Origin of the sequence: Marinobacter shengliensis (assembly GCF_003007715.1) — a bacterium.
Lineage (GTDB): Bacteria > Pseudomonadota > Gammaproteobacteria > Pseudomonadales > Oleiphilaceae > Marinobacter > Marinobacter shengliensis.
In genome coordinates this window covers 263,989-281,691 of the sequence record NZ_PXNO01000021.1, presented here as the reverse complement: position 1 = coordinate 281,691, position 17,703 = coordinate 263,989, and the positions used below count along the sequence as shown (strand labels likewise).

The following is a 17,703-nucleotide window of genomic DNA, read 5'->3' as shown; positions in this document are numbered from 1 at the left end:
AAAACCTGTAACGAGGACAAGCCATGCAAATAAAAACAAGAGGCCTGAGATTCTGGTGCTACACCCTGGCGGGTGGGGCCAGCCTGGCGCTGCTACCAATGACCACCACCGTGGCCGCGGAAGACACCCGCTTTAACGGCTACGTGGAGAACGCAACCTACGGGCGGGAGGGCGTTGGCCTTTCCAAGTTCCGTAACACCCTTCAGTTAGAGGCTCAGAAACGCGCTGGCGACATGGGCATCTTCAGTAACGTTCGCTTCAACGCCATCCTGCGGGGTAGTTACGATGGTGTTTATGATCTGAATGATGACGAGTATGGCCGTAACGCCGGCGGGCCGATTCAATTACAGGATCTTGCCCAGGGCTCCGTACCCCATGGCAGCGGTGTTGGCAGTCCTGCCAGCGCGATCCCCTTGCCGCCGGGAAACACCTTCGGCTTTGACACTACCCAAAACCCGAACGACGGCATGGTGGTACTGGGCGAACACCTGCACGGGCAGGACAACGGCGTAGCCTTTGGTGTTCCCGTCCGGCCCTGCGACAAAGACGACCGGGGCTGTATCCAGGGCTACCTGGATAAAGATTCAAACGAGATGAGGTTCCAGGAATTCAACGACCGGGCCGACTTCATCCGTGAACTCTACGCCGATTTCGACATTAACTTCTCCAACGGTAATATCCTGAGTACTCGTGTGGGTAAACAGCAGGTGATCTGGGGCCGAACCGACCTGTTCCGGGTGCTCGATGTGATCAACCCGGTCGACTTCTCCCGCAACAACATCTACGACGAACTGGAAGATATCCGGATTCCGATGTGGATGGTTCGTACCGACTACCGCATGGGGCCCACCGAAGTCTTCGACGGCCTGGCGTTCGATGATCTGAACTTCCAGGTGGTCTGGAACTTCGACAAGTTCCGGCCCCATGACATTGGCCAGTGTGGCCAGCCAAATGTGATTCTGGATGCCGGCTGCTTTTTCCGGGGCATGAATAACCTCTGGGAGAATGGTGGCACCGTGGCCAACTTCGCGGGCGCCACACCTGACGGGGGGCTGGCAACAGACTTTGGCCCTGGCCAGATCGGTATCCGCAAGGCGCACATGCCCAGCTGGAGCCTGTCCAACACCCAGCTTGGTCTGAAGATGGAAGGGGTCTACGGCGATCTTGGCTTCTCGCTGAACGCGTTGACCTACCGGTCGCAATTGCCTTCGCTCCGCGGCGGCATTCCCGCCCAGAACGCGTTCACAGGCGAAACCGGCGTTTGGCCAAGCCTGATTGCGTTCGACATTCACTTCCCACGGGTCAACCTGGTGGGCGGCTCCCTCGATTACTACTCGCAAGGCATCGACACCGTATTCCGGGTCGAAACCGCCTATACCTCCGGTGAGGAGTTCGCCAACACCCTCCGTGAACGGCTCTACTCCGAATCCGATGTTCTGCGTTACGTGATCGGTGCAGACAAGAACGTCTTCATCCCGGCGCTGAACGAAAGCCAGGCGTTCCTGTTCTCAGGCCAGATCTTTGGTCAGCACATTCTGGATCACGAACGTGAGCAGCGCACCTATGGCGAGGCCGGTATCCCCGACTGGGAACACAACTGGACCGCGACGCTTCTGATCAAGGGCTTCTACATGAATGGCCGGCTCAGCCCCCAGCTCATCACCGCCCACGATTTCCGTGCCCAGGCCACCGCCCTGGCACCGTCGATTGAATGGCTGGTGACCGATCGCTTCAAGCTCACCGCCGGCGGCAACTTCAAGGTCGGCACGGGCGCCCGCAAGTTTGACGACTGCCGCTCCTGCAACCCCTGGGATCCGTTCACACAAACCCCGGGCGTTGTCGGACACCAACCGGGTGAATCCGCAGGTCTCTCCGGCTATGAACCCCTCGGTCGTTTCCAGTCTGGCCCCATCGGCATGGCCCAGAAAGAAGACGAAATTCAGCTGACCGCCCGTTACAGCTTCTGATAACAAGAGGACAGAACCATGAAAACCACAACCAAACCAACGCTGCTTTCCCGGTGCCTGGCCGCTGGCCTGGCCACCGGCATGCTGGCCTCACTGGCCCATGCCAGTGACGACGTTATTGAGAATTCCTTTTTCCCATATAACGATTCGGTTCCCACGAAAGAGGGCCTGAACACCGGCCTGGTGATCGACCAGTCTAACGTGGCCGAATTCAAAGACGTGATTGACCCGGCCTTCTACACGTTTATCGAGAATGGCTGGACCTCCATCACCGTGGGTGACACCACCTCCTTTGGCCTGAACGAAGGCTACATCGAGGCCACCCGCGCCACCCTTGGCCAGGTATCGCTGGGTGACCAGGTGGGTGAGATCAACGGCTGGCAAGCCGGCCGCCCGTTCCCGGAAGAGCCGGATGCCAACGACCCGCGCGCTGGCGAGAAGCTGGCGTGGAACTACAAGTACGGTTACAACTGGGGCGACAGCGCCGCCATTTACCCGTTCTACTGGAAGTACCGGGACATGAACTCCGGCAAGCTGGAGCGCACCATCAAGTTCAACTTCCACTTCCTGAACTTCAAGGGTCGGGTAAACCAGGAACCGACGCCGGAAATCACCCCCAACCCGTCTGACCTGTTCCGTGCCATCTACGTGCAGGTACTGGACCCGGCCGATGTGCGCAACACCCAGTTGCTGATTCACCGCGCCGCAGATGACCTCAAGCGCGACAACTCCTGGCTGTACCTGGGCTTCCAGCGCCGGGTTCGTCGCCTGGCCACCGGCCAGGTAACCGATGCCTTCCTCGGCTCAGACCTGATGATCGAGGACTTTGAGGGCTACAACGGCCGAATTTCAGACATGAACTGGACCTACAAAGGCACCCGGAACATGCTGATGCCGTTCTACAACCACAACGACCTGGAACTGGATACCGAGACCCACCAGGACAGCGATGGCTACCAGGTTGTGGCCTTCGGCGGCCAGGGTGGCTGCTTCCCAAACATCACCTGGCAGCTGCGCAAGGTCTACGAAGTGGAATCGGTGCCGGTGGATGACAGCCACCCGCTGTCGCGCCGGGTTCACTACATGGACGCCCAGACCTTCACTATCCCGCGCACGGTGTCTTATGACCGCAAGGGCAGCATGTGGAAAACCTTCACCATTGGTCAGGCGCATCCGGACCATCACCTGCCCAAGAACAAGGGCAGCGGCGTGTCTATCGATGACAGCTTTAGCATGATCGATGTTCAGGCCAGCCACTGCACCACCGGCCAGTTCAAGGGCCAGGTTGACCCGGAGATGTCACCGCCACAAATGTTCAACGTGCAACACATGCGCGCAACAGGCAGCTGATCGGCAAGTCGTAGTTGCTCTCCTTTGGGCCCGCTGTGCGGGCCCCTTTTTCATTTCGGAGGATGAAAAAAGATGTCCCGATATGAACCATTACCAGGGAACGCGCAGGACCAGGATCAACTTCTGGTACTGACCGATGACAAAGGCAGAATTACCTACGCAAGCAGTGCTTTTTGCCGGCTGTGCGGCTTTGATGAAGACACGCTGAAAGCCGAAGGGTTCAGCCAGCTTCGACACCCGAACATGCCCAAAGGCCCACTGAATGATCTGTGGGAAACCCTGGGGCGGAATGACTCCTGGATGGGTATGATCCGGAACCGCAACGCCCGCGGCAACGATCTCTGGCTCGATGCCTTTGTCACTCCAATCTCGGACGAGCACGGTCGGGTCGTCGAATACCAGGCCATTTATCAGGTACCGGACGGTGCCACGGTTCAGCGCACCCAGCAGGTTTACCAGGCCCGGGCCAGGGGCAAACAACCACTGGCCCTGAAGCTTCCCGGGCTGGCGCCGGCCACTCAGCAATGGCTTCTGGCAACGCTGTTGTTCAGCCCCCTGTTGATAGCCGGGCTGATGGCCCAACCCGCACTGTTCGCCGTTCTGTTTACCCTCAGCAGCGCCCTGTGTGGCCTGGCGCTTTTCCTGCTGAACCGCCCCTTACAAGCGCTGTCCCGGTACTGTCAGGGCATTGTAGACCACCCCATCAAACAACTGGTGTACACCGGCCAGGCCGGCACCGTCGGCAAGATCCAACTGGCCATGCGACTGGTGGAAACCCGGCTGAACGTGATGATCGCCCGGGTACGGGACAGCGGCAGCCAGATCGAAGGCTATGTCGGCGAGGCCAATACACTGTTGCAGGCCAGCACCCGAGCGTCTGAACAGCAGCTCTCCGGCTTGGGTACCGTCGCGGCCTCGGTGGAAGAGTTCAGTGCCACCATCCGGGAGGTGTCCGAAAGCACCCATCAGGCCGCCCATCTGAGCACCCGCAACCGGGAATCCGGTGACGACAGTGCCCGCTCCGCCGCAGCCGCACAGGAAAGTATTCGCACCCTGGCCCGGGAACTGGAAGAGGCCGGCGATATTGTCCAGGAGCTGGACCAGAACAGTCAGGCCATCGGGCGTATACTGGATGTGATCAATGCCATCGCCGAACAAACCAACCTTCTGGCGCTGAATGCGGCGATTGAAGCCGCCAGGGCCGGTGAAAACGGGCGAGGGTTTGCGGTGGTTGCCGACGAGGTTCGATCCCTGGCCAAACGAACCCAGCAATCCACCGATGAAGTTCGCGAGATGATCAGCGCCCTGCAGGAAGGGTCTGCCCGGGTGGTTGAATCCATGGAAAAAGGCAAGCGCCAGTCGGCGGCCAGTGTTGAACAAGTGTCCGCCAGCGCCGAAGCGCTTCAAGCCATTGTCGCCGGCATTAACGAAAGCGATGGCCTGAACCAGCAGATTGCCGCCGCCACCGAACAGCAGAGCCAGACCGTCAGCCAGCTGAGCCAGGAGATCCACACCATTCACCAGCTGGCCAGCCAGACCTGTCACCAACTGGCAGATACGGTAAACGCCGGTGAATCCGTTGGCCACCATGTGTTCCGCCAGAAGTTTCTGATCAAACACCTGATGCCCGCCAGCGCCAGCAATGCTCGGCAAGTACAGCTCAAGGAGAAGGTATCGTGACAACGCACACCAACCAGGACACCCACACTCCCCTCACGGTGGTGGTTTCCCGCCGGGTAAAAATAGGTGAGGAATCGGCCTTTGAGCAACTCAGCAGCCAGATGACCGAAAGGGCCGCCAGCTTCCCGGGTTATCTGGGTGCCACCATGTTCCGGCCCTCCTCGCCGGATGACCCGGAATACCGGATTGTCTTCAAGTTCCGGGACCGGGACACCCTGACCGCCTGGGAAGACTCCCCCGAAAGAGCCGAACTGCTTGAGCAGATTGAAGCGCTGCTGGCAAAACCCAGTGAGCGGGAAGTCACCTCTGGCATTGTCACCTGGTTTACCCTGCCCGGTCAGAATCCGGTCAAACCGCCACCCAAGTGGAAAATGACCTTCGTCAGCTGGCTGGCCCTGTATCCCGCCGTCACCCTGGTGTTCCTGCTCTTTGGCGACCTGCTGGCACAGATCCCGCTGCTGCTGCGCACCATGGCGGTCACCATCGTGGTCATGCTGCTGATGAGCTACGTGCTGATGCCACGGATGACCCGCTGGTTTGCCTTCTGGCTGTTTCCGAAAAAGAACCACGATGTTCGTTAACGGCAAGAAGGATCTTACCCGGCAATGACCAACCTGCCTGTTAACCGGTCCCAGCGGCTCGCGCTGGCCCTGATTCCGTTGTTGTCTACAGGGTTGCTGCTCAGCCCGGTGGCGGGCTGGTTTGAAGGCCCGCAACTTCTATCAGCTTTGCTGGTGATGGCCGGGCTTGTGCTGTTCGCCACCGGCGCCGTGCCGGAGTTTGTCACTGCCCTGCTGGTGCTGACCCTGGCCATGCTGTTGTCACTGGCCCCGGCCGAGGTGGTGTTTTCTGGGCTCACCTCAACCGCCTGCTGGCTGATTGTGTCCGGGCTGGTGATCGGCATTGCCATCTCGGAAACCGGCCTGGCCCAGCGGGTGTCAGACCTGTTTACCCGCCACCTGGATAACAGCTATACCCGGTTGATCGCCGGCATCGTGGTGATCGGTATTGTGCTGGGCTTTGTCATGCCATCCTCGGTGGGGCGTATTGTTCTGTTTATCCCCATCGCGCTGGCCATCGCCCACAGTTGTGGCTTCGAGCCTGGCAGCAACGGCCAGAAAGCCGTCGGGCTGGCGGCGGCCTTTGGCAGCCATCTGCCCACCTTTGCCATTCTACCCGCCAATGTCCCGAACATGATCATGATCGGCTCTGCCGAGAAGATTCATGGCTGGAGCCCGATGTTCGGGGAATACCTGATGCTGCACTTTCCGGTGCTGGGCATCCTCAAGGCCATCCTTCTGGTGGTTGTGCTGGTGCGGTTGTACCCGGACAGCCCGAAACCTGTTCCGCAAGCGGGCCCAAGCCGGCCGTTCGATTTCACGGAATCGCGGCTGATGGTGATCCTTCTGGTGACCCTCGGGTTCTGGCTGACCGACACCTGGCACCAGATCTCGGCTGCGTGGATTGGCCTGGCGGCAGCCACCCTGCTGCTGATGCCCGGTATTGGCATGATCTCCACCCAGAGCTTCAACCAGAAAGTGAATATCAGCTCGATTCTGGTGGTGGCCGGCCTGCTGGGCATTGCCGGGCTGATCAACCATCAGAACATCAGCGGCATTCTGGGCAGCCATGTACTGGCCTGGCTGCCGCTGGAGCCGGGGCGGGATTTCGCCAACTTTCTTACCTTGTCACTGACGGCGACCGCGACCGGGATGGTGACCACCCTGGCCGGCATTCCGGCAACGCTCACGCCCCTGGCCGGCGCCATGAGCGAGATGACCGGTTTCAGCCTGGAAGCGGTACTGATGACCCAGGTTCTGGGCTTCTCCACCATCATCTTCACCTACCAGTCCGTACCCTTGATGATGGCCATGCCCCTGGCCGGCATTCCCATGCGCCATGCCGCCCGGTTGTGCCTGATACTGGCCGCCCTCACCATCGTGATTCTGTTTCCGCTGGATTACCTGTGGTGGAAATGGCTGGGGTGGATCTGAGGCGACGGAGCGCCCCAGCCCCGGTTCTGGTTGTCCCTACAGGTGGTTCATCAGCGCCCGCAATTGCGCGTTATCGGGGTATTGTTGCAACAAGGCCTGGGTCACTTGCCGGGCTTTGTCCTTCTGGTCCAGCTGGAACAGTGCAACCGCGTACCGGTAGCCAAACAGCCACTGGCCGGGCGCCAGTGCATGGGCCCGTTCCAGATCCGCCAGCGCCGCCGGATAGTCTTGCAGGCGAATGCGGATCAGCCCCCGCAGGTGAATCAGCTGGGGTTCGTCAGGGCTGTGTTCCAGGGTTTGATCAATGGCCCGGACCGCTTCCAGGTTACGGTCGCCGGAACGGAGAATATCGGTCAGCAGGATGGTGGCGGGCACATAGCCCCGGTCTTTGGCCAGTGCACGTTTGAGTTGTTGCTCAGCCTTGTAGACATAATCCCCGGCCATCAGGTATCGGGCTTTCAGCACACTGCCCGCGGGCAGGTCTGACTGCATATCAACATAGTGCTCGTATTCCCGCTTGACCCCGGCCCAGCGTTCGGAGTCCGGCAGGCTGCCGCTCCACACCATGGATTCAAAGGCCGCCAGCCTGACCGCCAGTGATTCATCAGCCAACCCCTGCTCGGCAAGGCTCCGGACCCGGCCCGTCTCGCCATGCCTGAGCACACGATAGGCGCTCTCGCGGATCACCGCATGATCGCTCTGGGCCAGACGCGCCACCACCGACATGTGCCGGGCCACGAGGGCGTCCCCGTGCTGTTCCAGCAGCGTTGCCCGGCGAATGGCAGGCTCGCCCTCATCGGCCAGATAGGCCAGAACCTCTGCCAGGTTACGTTGCTGAACGTGATGCCAGGTGTCCGGCTGGTAAAGATCCGGATACCAGATCCCGACGGTGTCCATCGACCAGGCACGATCCCGGTCTGTGTGGCACGCCAGGCAAACATCAGGGCTGCCGGATGCCTTCGACACATCTGGCCGGGGCACCATGAAACTGTGCTCCCGCCGGTCATCGATTCTCATAAACGTGGCTTCGGGCATGTGGCAGCTTACGCACTGCGCACCCTCGCTGTTGCGGGGGTGATGGTGGTGATCCGGGGTATCGTAGTCACCGGCGTTGTGGCACTGGGCACAGACACCGTTGCCTTCAATCTTGAGCTTGCCGGTATGGGGGTTATGGCAGTCGCTACAGACAACACCAGCCTGGAACATCTTGCTTTGTTCAAAGGAGCCCAGCACAAATACCTCTTCCCGGACTCGCCCATCAGAGTAATACAGCGGTTGATCCAGCCGGCTCAGGCTGAACTGGTCGTGTACCTGGCCACCGGCGGAATCCGTCAGGCTGGTGCGCAGGGAATGGCACTGGCCGCAGGTGGCCACCTGTTTGGAACCAGGCTTGGCCCCTTTCAGGCGAGGTGGCTGTTTTCCTTCGCTCACCAGCCAGGCCCCCACCGCCGCCAGCTGCACGCCGGCGGCCAGGGAGTCTCCGCTACTCTGGGCAGAGGCATGGTCCAGAGCCGCATCATGGCACGCGGTGCAACTCACGGCCACGTGCTGCCACTCGGTGTGGTAGCGGTCTTCCACCGGGTCGTAATGACGCTCCAGCCCGGTGGAATGGCAATCGGCGCATTGGTTGTTCCAGTTCTGGTAAATGCCGGTCCAGTGCATGGCATCACCGGGCCGGTTCTGCCCCGGTTCATCCAACCGGAACCAGCGCTGACCGCCGTCGGACTTGCTGCGGGTATCCCAGGCAATGTTGAAAGCCTGAAGGCGGCCATCGCCAATATCAATCAGGTACTGTTGCAGCGGGTAAACCCCGAAGGTGTAGCGGACGGTCCACTGGCGTTTTTCGTCACCCTCCCGGGTGTGAATAAGAAATTGCCCGTCTTTCTCCAGGAATTGAACGGCGAGCTCTGAGTCTTGAAAGCGGGCGCCGGAGAAATCACCGGCCACCGCCTCCGGGCTGGCTTCCGCCATGGCGACGGCATGCTGGGAGCGGGACCATTCGGCCACTTCCCCTTCATGGCAATCCACACAAACAGAAGGGTCGGCCACGGCCGTGCCGCCGGCCAGCACCAGCAGGCAAATGGCTAATAGCCTGCAGCCTCGCTTCATCATATCGTTCAATTCCATGTTACTTCAGCACCCATTTCACCAGATCATAAACCCGAATTCCCGGAATATCCTGCGACCACCCCTGTAAGCCCACGACTTGCAAAGGCTGGCCCAACTTTCGGGATGTGGCCTGCCGCTTGCTTGATCTATGATAAAGATCGCTAAGATCCCGTTGGCTGAACACACAAAAACAACGACTCCGCCATGAACGAAAAACAGGTTCCATTCCGATACAACGTGGGTGTGCGCTCTCCCGATTTTGAGGAGGCAAAGGCCTTTATCAATGCCCACATTGAAGACCGCGAGGTTACCCCTCTGTCTCACAGCGGCCGGGCCGAGAACCTGCTAACCTTACAGCCCGTGGGCAGCAGCTCGCTGTTCGGCGCCATGTGGTCCGAGAAGGTTCACATTCAGTCCGAAACCCAGCAGACCTTTCACGCGGTTCTGGTGCTGTCCGGCAACATCTATTGCAAATCCCTGGATACCAACGTGCCAGCCGACAGCCTGGTGTTGACGGCACCGGGCAAGCAGGCAGACCTGGTCTGGGAAAAAGGCACCCGGGCCGTGGTGATGAGCCTGGCGCGCCAGAAACTGATCGACACCCTGGGTGTTCCGGACCTCAGCTTTCTCAGGGAAACCAACGCCTTTATCCCCGGTAATCATCAAGACGCCCTGGTGTTGAGAAACGCCATTACCTGCCTGGCGCAACAACACGAAATCTGTCTGGGGCGGATCGACCCGGCGGTTCAGTCCCAGTGGGAAGGTTTGCTACTGGCCCAGTTTGCCAACCAGTTGCATCGGGAGGGTCTGGAAAACCCGTCGATCCTTCCTGGCCGGATTCGTTTGGCAACGGAATGGATACTGGCGCATATTCGTGACCCCATCTCGGTGTGCGACCTGCTGCGGATCACCGGCGCTAGCCGTCGGTCCCTGGAATCCGGGTTTCGTACCTACCTCCACACCACGCCGGCAAAGTTTATTCTGTGCCACAAACTCAAAGGCGTTCGGGAGTTACTCCGAACCAGCCCCGACATCAATATCGGCGACGCGGCGTTTTCCTACGGATTCAACCACCTGAGCCACTTTACCCGCCAGTACCACGAAGCCTTTGGCGAGCTGCCTTCGGAAACCCTGCGGCAGTGCCGTGCATCCCGGGTTGTGGTCAGTAAAAAGGCCCGGCTCGATTCGGTTTAATGCCGAATCTCCCCGGGCAAGACGCTTTCAGAGTCAGAAGGTTAGGTTAAAGCCAACGGCGTAGTTGGTATCGGTCACGAGCGCCCCTTGCGGGCTGACAACCGGCTTATCGTATTGGCCGGTTTCTGCCCATACCTTCACCTGAGGGGTGATTCGCTGCTCGAGCTTCAGGGTGTAAACGGAGTTGTCCGCCGCCGAGTAATCGTGATCCTTTTCCTTGTAGCCCACCGCTATGCCAGCACCGCCTTCGGTGATGTACTGGGCGGAGACACCGTAGGAATCAAAATCGGCCTTGCCTTGCGGATCCAGGGGGTATGGGGAATTGCGGTTGTTTTCCCAGACCGCACCCAGGGCCAGGCCACCCAGCTGATAGCTCAGACCAGCCGCGGTGATCAGGTAATCATCCGTGGCAAACGGCGGCAGTTGCTCTTGCACCAATTGAGTGGTGCCGATGGCAAATCCGAGGTTGTCGCCCTTGTGCACCAGCCGCACCGAGCGACCATCGGCATCTTTGCCGTTGCTGTCATTCAGGGTGATGGCTGCAAACACCAGCTTGGTCTTCATAAACCATGGGGTGTGATAGGCAAAGGTACCGGAGGTCCGATCCGGCTGGGCGAAGATACCATCGGGCCGTGGGTCCGCCCGGGACACGTTGTATTCGTAGTGGTTGATTGGCCCGTAGATTTCTACCCACTGGCCACTGGTACCCCGGGGCGCCGCCACGAACAGGCCATAACGGGTCGGCAGCCAGAATTTGGCCTCTTTCACATGCACATCGGCTTCACCGTCCCGGCCGGTGGTGGGGTCATCGGCACTGTTGGCGGCCCAGGCAAGGTCCACCTCAACGGCGTAGTTCAGGTTCAGGCCTTGATCGATGGCCGCTTTGCCTTGCACCCCGAGTTCAAGTTCAAACGCTTCTGCTTCCGCGTCTTTTCCTTCGATCTTCAGGGCACCGGCATTCAGGTTTCCGTAGAAGTTCGGTTTATCCAGCTCGACCGCGAGGGCCGGGGTGGCGGCGACTGCGCATATCGCAGCCGCAAGAAGTGTCTGTTTCAGTTTCATGGCGTATCTCCTGTTTTCTGACATGGGGTCGGGTTACTCAACACACTTGCCGTACAGGCAGGTGGTGAAGCTGTATCCAACTCTCCGCATGTCGGCAGGGTCAGCTGCGATCACGCCATTGCGCTTGACGTACTTGTCCCACTCAGCCAGCAGTTGTTTCAGCTTTTCAGGTTCCTTGCTGGCCAGGTCCGTGGTTTCAGTAGGATCAACAGCCAGATTAAAAAGCTGCCATTCGCCCGGGCCATAAGGTGGCTCCATCAGTCGAATTTTCCAGTCACCCATGCGCACCGCGGAACGGCCATAGAGTTCCCATCCAACAACCCGGTTTTCCGGAGCCTTGCCGTTCAGGCCGGGCACCATCGAAATGCCTTGAACCTCGAACACTTCCCGGCCTTTGTAAGGGCTGGTAGGAACATCAATACCCGCCAGTTCCAGGAACGTTGGCATGATGTCCATCACATGGAAAAACTCGTGGTTGATTTCACCGTTGGCGTCTTTGCCCGGCAGGCTGAGGATAGCCGGCACCAGAAAACCACCCTGGGTTGGGTAGCCTTTCCACATCGGCCAGGGCGTGGCACTTACCTGTCCCCACTGGGCGCCATACCAGATGTAAGAGTCACGACGGCCCATGTTCTCGAAGCTGTTGTCGTACTCAGCAGCAATCCATTCCTTGTTGCGGGGCAGCACTTCCGGGCTGTTGCCGTCAGCACCGTTATCGGACATGAACATGACCACGGTATTGTCGAGCTTGCCCGCCTTTTCCAGATGGGCGATAACCCGGCCGATGTTCTCGTCCATGTTGTCCACCATGGCGGCGTAGATTTCCATCTTTCGGGCTTCGATCCTGCGCTGCTCATCGGTCAGCTCATCCCAGGTCGGCAGCTGGTCAAAAGGGACGTTGGCCGCCAGTTCATGCCCAACCAGCCCCATGTCTTTCATCTTGCCCAGACGCTGCTGGCGAATGGCTTCATAGCCTTCGTCGTAACGACCCTCGTATTTCTTGATGTAGGAATCCGGCGCCTGCAGTGGCCAATGGGGTGCTGTGAACGAGAGCACGTGGAAGAACGGTTTGTCGCCGGCCGCGTTAACGTACTCGATGGCCTTGTCGGCGTAGAAGTCGGAAGAGAAGAAGCCCTTGGGCACTTCTACCTGCTTGCCGTTCTCCAGGTAGATAGCTTTCGGATCGACACCGATAATCGCCCGGCCATCATCAAAGTGGCTGGCGCCACCCTGCACCAGCACCCAGGATTCGTCGAACCCACGCGCATTGGGGCTCAGCGCCTCAGTCCGGCCAAGATGCCATTTACCGGTGGTGGATGTGTGGTACCCGTTATCCCGCAGTACCTCAGGCAGAGTCACCACCAGATCATTCAGGTGGCCCTCGTAGCCTGGCTGCCCTTTCTGTTCCGGCGTCAGCAGCTCGGCCATGTTGCCGATACCGGCGCGGTGGTTATCGGTGCCGGAAAACAGCATGGACCGGGTCGGGGAACAGGTGGGAGCGGTGTGGAAGTTGGTCATCCGGATGCCTTCATTGGCCAGGGCATCCAGGCTCGGGGTTTCAATCTCGCCCCCGAACGCGCCGATGTCTGAATAGCCCAGGTCATCGGCGATAATCAGCAGGAAGTTGGGTTTTTCAGCCTGGTTGGCCGATGCCAGCGTAGACGCTGCCACCAACCCCATGGCCAGCCCCAACCGACGAAGCAGCGTGTTGTTTTTGTACATGCTATGCCCTCAATCAGTTCGTTGTTGTGCCACCAGTGTGTGGTCAACACCATTCTGCTGAGGGTTTGTGGGCAGGGGTTATCCCGTATGCGCAGGCGTTGTCATAAATGCGCAACATTCTCTGAGACGCAAAATACCCGACTACAATACATAATGGTGATATTCGTCCGCCTTGCACGAGGAGTCTTCATGGAACTGCCCGCCTACCTGAAAGTCATGGCCGACAAGGGCGCCTCTGACCTTTTATTTTCTACCGGTTCACCGGTGATGATGAAGGTTGAGGGGAAAACCGGCCCAATCACCCAGAACCCCCTGGCCTCTGGCGCGGTCCGGCAACTGGCCTATTCGGTGATGAACGACAAGCAGCGGGCCGAGTTCGAGAAGAACCTGGAACTGGACATGGCGGTCGGGGTGAACGAGGTTGGACGCTTCCGGGTGAATGTGTTCTGGCAGCGCGGCGAAGTCAGTATGGTGGTGCGCCATCTGCGCAACGACATTCCCTCCATTGAGAGTCTTGGCCTGCCAGCGGTGCTGAAAGAGCTGATCATGGAACCCCGTGGATTGATACTGGTGGTGGGCTCCACCGGCTCCGGCAAATCCACCACCCTGGCCTCGATGATTGACCACCGCAACGGCAAACAGTCTGGCCACATTCTGACGGTGGAAGACCCCATCGAATACACCCACAACCACAGGAAAAGTGTGGTTAACCAGCGGGAGGTGGGGGTAGACACCCGCTCCTATAACGAAGCGTTGCGCCGGGCCATGCGGGAAGCGCCCGATGTGATCATGATCGGCGAGATCCGCGACCGAGACACCATGAAGCATGCGCTCACCTATGCGGAAACCGGCCACCTGTGCATCTCAACCCTGCACGCCAGCAACGTGGACCATACCATGCGCCGGATTGTAAACTTCTTTCCCGAACACGCCCACAAGGAGCTGTTCATGGATATGAGCATGCACTTGAAAGCGGTGGTGGCCCAGCGTCTGCTGAAGGGCAAAGACGGCAAACGGGTGGTGGCCGTGGAAGTGATGCTTGCCAGCCCCTACATTCGGGATTTGATCTCCAAGGGTGAGATAGATGGGATTGCCGACATCATGACTCGGGGCGGCGAACAGGGCATGAAAACCTTCGATCAGGCCATTCTCGAACTCTACAACGCGGGTAGGATTACCCGGGAAGAGGCTCTCAGCAACGCCAACTCCAGGCACAACCTGGAAGTCAAGATTCGCCTGGCCAGCGGTGGCCTGCAATTGCCCAGCGACCTGCTGAGCATTGACGAAAGCTGACCCCTGTTTGAGTCAGCAGGACAGTGACAATGTCACTGACCCTATACCTACGAAGCTCTATATTGAGCGGTGAAAACCTCACTCAAGGAGCTCAACCAATGACCAATATTCTCAAACTTTTCACCCTGGCCGTTCTGGTGACACTGGCACCGATGCACGCGATGGCCGCCAGCCACGGAAACAAAGGCAGCGCCGTAGAAGAAGTTCTGGTGATTCTGTCCAGCGACTCCCTCCAGACCCAGGGCATGGCCATGGTGCTGGCCAATACCATGGCGGAAAAAGGCGCCAAGGTTAACGTGCTGCTGTGTGATGAGGCCGGAGACCTGGCCCTGAAATCCTATGAGGGTGAAGCTCTGGCACCGCGCAACGTGACGCCTGGGCAAATGCTGCGCGGCCTGCTGAAAGCGGGTGGTACCGCCAGCGTTTGTGCTCTCTACTTGCCGAACAACGACAACAGCAAAGACGACCTGATTGACGGTGTTGGTGTCGCCATGCCGCCGCAGATGGCCGACCAGATGCTGAATCGCAATATGCGTGTCTTCACGTTCTGAAATGACAAGGACTTCGGGTGCCTTCCGCGGCAGGCACCCGAATAATCAAGGACGATAGATTTTTTCGGGGTTTGCCTTGGTGGTCCAGGGCATACCGGAGTTCTGCCAACCGTTCTGCAGCCGCATGCCCTTCTGGGGGCCTTCTTTCAGAGAGTCACCCTGGAAGCCGTGGTCCACGTACTTCACGTTGCTGAATCCACGCTCCATCAGATACTCGGCACTGGGCTTTCCTCGCGCAGAGCCGGAACGACACATGGTGATGATTAACGCATTCCGGTCCAGCCCCTTTTCAGCCAGCGCGGCATCCACCTCGGCAACAAAATTTTCGTTGATATCCATGGCGAAGACGGCTTTGTCTTCGTTGAACCGGGTGCGGTCCACCACCTGGAACGGAATGTTCAGGTCCACCGCATCGGTAAAGCCGATGAACATGATTTCCACCGGGTCCCGCACGTCAATGAACAACACCTGATCGCCCTGCTCCTGGACCATGTCGTGGGTTTCCTGTGGCGTGACTGACAGCGCTTCCTCTGCCTGGGCCGTTGTCACCAGGACAAAACTGAACAGCAACATCACGAGTAACGATTTCATGGCAATCTCCTGTTTTGGATCTGGACTTTATCTTTGAGCATAACGATATAACTGATCATTTGACACCCGCCAAACCGCTTCGTTCAGCGGCGAAATGTCGCAGCTAACCCTGAATATCCCCGACAAAAAGTGAAAATTGACAGACATCAATTATGACGCCAACTCTGACCGGTTTTCCGTGAAGTTCCCGGTGCGTTTGTTAACTTTGGTTCAGAGAGACCAGACCTGTCTCATAAGGAGAGTGAACCATGATGAAACGTCCGTTAACCAAAGCCCTGATTCTGAGTCTGGGCGTAATGGCGGGTTCTGCCGCCGCAGATGACCTGCTGGACCGGGCCAGAAGCACCTTCGAGCCGATTCCCAAATATCCACCTGTGATCGACGGCAACGAGCTGACCCAATCCAAGGTGGAACTGGGCAAGATGCTGTTCTTCGAACCGCGCCTGTCTTCCAGCCATCTGATCAGCTGTAACACCTGCCACAACGTCGGTTTAGGCGGAGATGATTACCTGCCGCTGTCCATTGGTCACGGCTGGCAGAAAGGCCCCCGGAACTCCCCGACGGTATTCAACGCGGTGTTCAACGCAGCGCAGTTCTGGGATGGCCGGGCAGCAGACCTTGCCGAGCAGGCCAAGGGCCCGGTTCAGGCGGGCGTGGAAATGAGCAGCACTCCGGAGCGGGTGGTTTCTACCCTGAAGAGCATGCCGGAGTATGTTGAACGCTTCGGCGATGCCTTTCCGGGGCAGGATGATCCGGTGACATTCGACAACATGGCCGTAGCCATCGAAGTTTTCGAGGCAACGTTGATCACTCCAGACTCTGAATTCGACAAGTACCTGCGTGGCAACACGGCCGCTCTGAATGACAAAGAAAAGGAAGGTCTGGCCCTGTTCATGGACAGAGGCTGCGCCGCTTGTCACAGCGGTGTGAACCTCGGTGGCCAGGAATACTACCCGTTCGGTTTGGTCGAGCGTCCGGGCGGTGCCATTCTGCCTGAGGGCGACCGCGGCCGCTTTGAGGTCACCCAGACAGCCTCCGATGAATATGTATTCCGTGCCTCTCCGCTGCGGAACATTGAGCTGACAGCCCCCTACTTCCACTCTGGCGCCGTCTGGAGCCTTGAGGAAGCGGTTGCGGTTATGGGTACTGCGCAGCTGGGTACAGAGCTGAACGACAGCGAAGTCCAGTCCATTGTTGCCTTCCTCAAGACCCTGACTGGCAACATTCCGGAAATCCGCTACCCGATTATGCCGCCGAGCACAGCCACCACACCTCGCCCCACCGACATGGTGCCTTGATCACCTGACCGGCAGGTGTCTTTAGCAGCGCGCCTCAGGGCGCGCTGTTTCGTTGAGCACCAGGACCATACGAACAAATCCCCACCTTTGTCCTGTTGTGCCAATCCTGATAAGCAAGCTATCGTCTGTTTTTACCTGCAGCAGACGAGGCCCTATGAATCCGACCATCGAACTCCTGAAATCCCATCGCTCCATCCGGAAATTCAAGGATCAGAAGATTCCGCGGGAACTGTTTGAAGACCTGATCCGTGCCGGGCAATGCGCAGCCACCTCCAACCATGTCCAGGCCTACACCATTATTCATGTGGTCAATCCGGAAAACCGTCGGAAACTCGCAGAACTGGCAGGCGGGCAAATCTACGTGGAGACCTGCTCGGATTTCCTGGTGTTCTGTGCCGACATGAAGCGGGCGACCGAATCGGCAGCGAAAGCCGGTGCGGAGGTGATTCGAGGCATGACTGAGCAACTTCTGGTGGCCAGCATTGATACCGCCCTGATTGCGCAGAATGTGGTGGTAGCGGCTGAATCGGAAGGACTGGGCATCTGCTACATTGGCGGTATTCGCAACAACCCGCAGGAAGTGAGCGATCTGCTCAAATTACCGGAACATGTGTATCCGGTATTTGGCCTGTGCCTTGGCTATCCGGACCAGCAACCGGAGGTGAAGCCGCGCCTGCCCCTGGCAGCCATTCTCAAGGAAGACAGCTACAACGATTCCAGTGACGAGCAACTGGTGGCCAGCTTCGACGACACCATGGCGCGCTATTACCGCGAGCGTGCCGGCGGCAACAAGGACACCAACTGGTCCGAGCAGCTGAAGCCGCTGTTTACCAGCAAGCTCCGGCCTCACATGAAGGAGTTCCTGAACAAGCGAGGGTTCGGGGTCAAGTAA

14 protein-coding genes are annotated in these 17,703 nt (G+C 58.8%); 10 read left to right on the top strand and 4 right to left on the bottom strand.

Features of this window, described 5'->3' with window-relative positions; translation table 11 throughout:
* Positions 1-23 precede the first annotated feature (23 nt).
* The 5 genes from C7H10_RS07380 (at position 24) to C7H10_RS07360 (ending at position 6,991) form a co-directional block, all read left to right on the top strand.
* Entirely contained in the window at positions 24-1,967 is a 1,944-nt protein-coding gene (locus C7H10_RS07380) for a DUF1302 family protein (RefSeq protein WP_106694349.1), read from the top strand.
* 18 nt (positions 1,968-1,985) lie between these two features.
* Complete coding sequence (locus tag C7H10_RS07375) at positions 1,986-3,317, top strand: DUF1329 domain-containing protein (RefSeq protein ID WP_106694348.1); 1,332 nt, start codon at positions 1,986-1,988, stop codon at positions 3,315-3,317.
* 72 nt (positions 3,318-3,389) lie between these two features.
* Positions 3,390-4,997, top strand: coding sequence for a methyl-accepting chemotaxis protein (locus tag C7H10_RS07370; protein WP_106694347.1), 1,608 nt, complete (start codon positions 3,390-3,392; stop codon positions 4,995-4,997).
* Positions 4,994-5,578, top strand: coding sequence for an antibiotic biosynthesis monooxygenase (locus C7H10_RS07365; RefSeq protein WP_244178216.1), 585 nt, complete (start codon positions 4,994-4,996; stop codon positions 5,576-5,578). Before C7H10_RS07370 ends, C7H10_RS07365 begins: the two co-directional genes overlap by 4 nt.
* Before the next feature lie 24 nt (positions 5,579-5,602).
* Positions 5,603-6,991, top strand: coding sequence for an SLC13 family permease (locus C7H10_RS07360; protein ID WP_106694345.1), 1,389 nt, complete (start codon positions 5,603-5,605; stop codon positions 6,989-6,991).
* A 36-nt stretch (positions 6,992-7,027) separates the two neighbouring features.
* Here C7H10_RS07360 and C7H10_RS07355 read toward each other — a convergent pair whose 3' ends face one another.
* Complete coding sequence (locus tag C7H10_RS07355; protein ID WP_106694344.1) at positions 7,028-9,118, bottom strand: tetratricopeptide repeat protein; 2,091 nt, start codon at positions 9,116-9,118, stop codon at positions 7,028-7,030.
* A gap of 186 nt (positions 9,119-9,304) precedes the next feature.
* Here C7H10_RS07355 and C7H10_RS07350 point away from each other — a divergent pair, with 186 nt between their 5' ends.
* Entirely contained in the window at positions 9,305-10,294 is a 990-nt protein-coding gene (locus tag C7H10_RS07350; RefSeq protein WP_106694343.1) for a helix-turn-helix domain-containing protein, read from the top strand.
* Positions 10,295-10,327: 33 nt separating this feature from the next.
* Here the strand turns inward: C7H10_RS07350 and C7H10_RS07345 are convergent, their stop codons facing one another.
* Together C7H10_RS07345 and C7H10_RS07340 are read right to left on the bottom strand one after the other, a co-directional pair.
* Positions 10,328-11,356: a porin gene (locus C7H10_RS07345; RefSeq protein WP_167392884.1), complete on the bottom strand. Its 1,029-nt coding sequence runs from the start codon at positions 11,354-11,356 to the stop codon at positions 10,328-10,330.
* A 33-nt stretch (positions 11,357-11,389) separates the two neighbouring features.
* The gene (locus C7H10_RS07340) at positions 11,390-13,078 is read right to left on the bottom strand and encodes an arylsulfatase (protein WP_279629204.1); all 1,689 of its coding nucleotides are present in this window, start codon (positions 13,076-13,078) and stop codon (positions 11,390-11,392) included.
* Between the two features lie 189 nt (positions 13,079-13,267).
* Here C7H10_RS07340 and C7H10_RS07335 point away from each other — a divergent pair, with 189 nt between their 5' ends.
* A complete protein-coding gene (locus C7H10_RS07335) occupies positions 13,268-14,371 on the top strand; it encodes a PilT/PilU family type 4a pilus ATPase (protein WP_106694341.1) in 1,104 nt (367 codons plus the stop codon).
* Between the two features lie 98 nt (positions 14,372-14,469).
* Entirely contained in the window at positions 14,470-14,922 is a 453-nt protein-coding gene (locus C7H10_RS07330; protein WP_106694340.1) for a DsrE family protein, read from the top strand.
* 45 nt (positions 14,923-14,967) lie between these two features.
* On the opposite strand, the gene C7H10_RS07325 is transcribed toward C7H10_RS07330, so the two are convergent.
* On the bottom strand, positions 14,968-15,513 hold the full coding sequence (locus tag C7H10_RS07325) for a rhodanese-like domain-containing protein (RefSeq protein WP_106694339.1): 546 nt from the start codon (positions 15,511-15,513) through the stop codon (positions 14,968-14,970).
* Between the two features lie 248 nt (positions 15,514-15,761).
* On the opposite strand from C7H10_RS07325, the gene C7H10_RS07320 reads away from it, so the two are divergent.
* On the top strand, positions 15,762-16,811 hold the full coding sequence (locus C7H10_RS07320; RefSeq protein ID WP_106694338.1) for a cytochrome-c peroxidase: 1,050 nt from the start codon (positions 15,762-15,764) through the stop codon (positions 16,809-16,811).
* A 154-nt stretch (positions 16,812-16,965) separates the two neighbouring features.
* Entirely contained in the window at positions 16,966-17,703 is a 738-nt protein-coding gene (nfsA, locus tag C7H10_RS07315) for an oxygen-insensitive NADPH nitroreductase (protein ID WP_106694337.1), read from the top strand.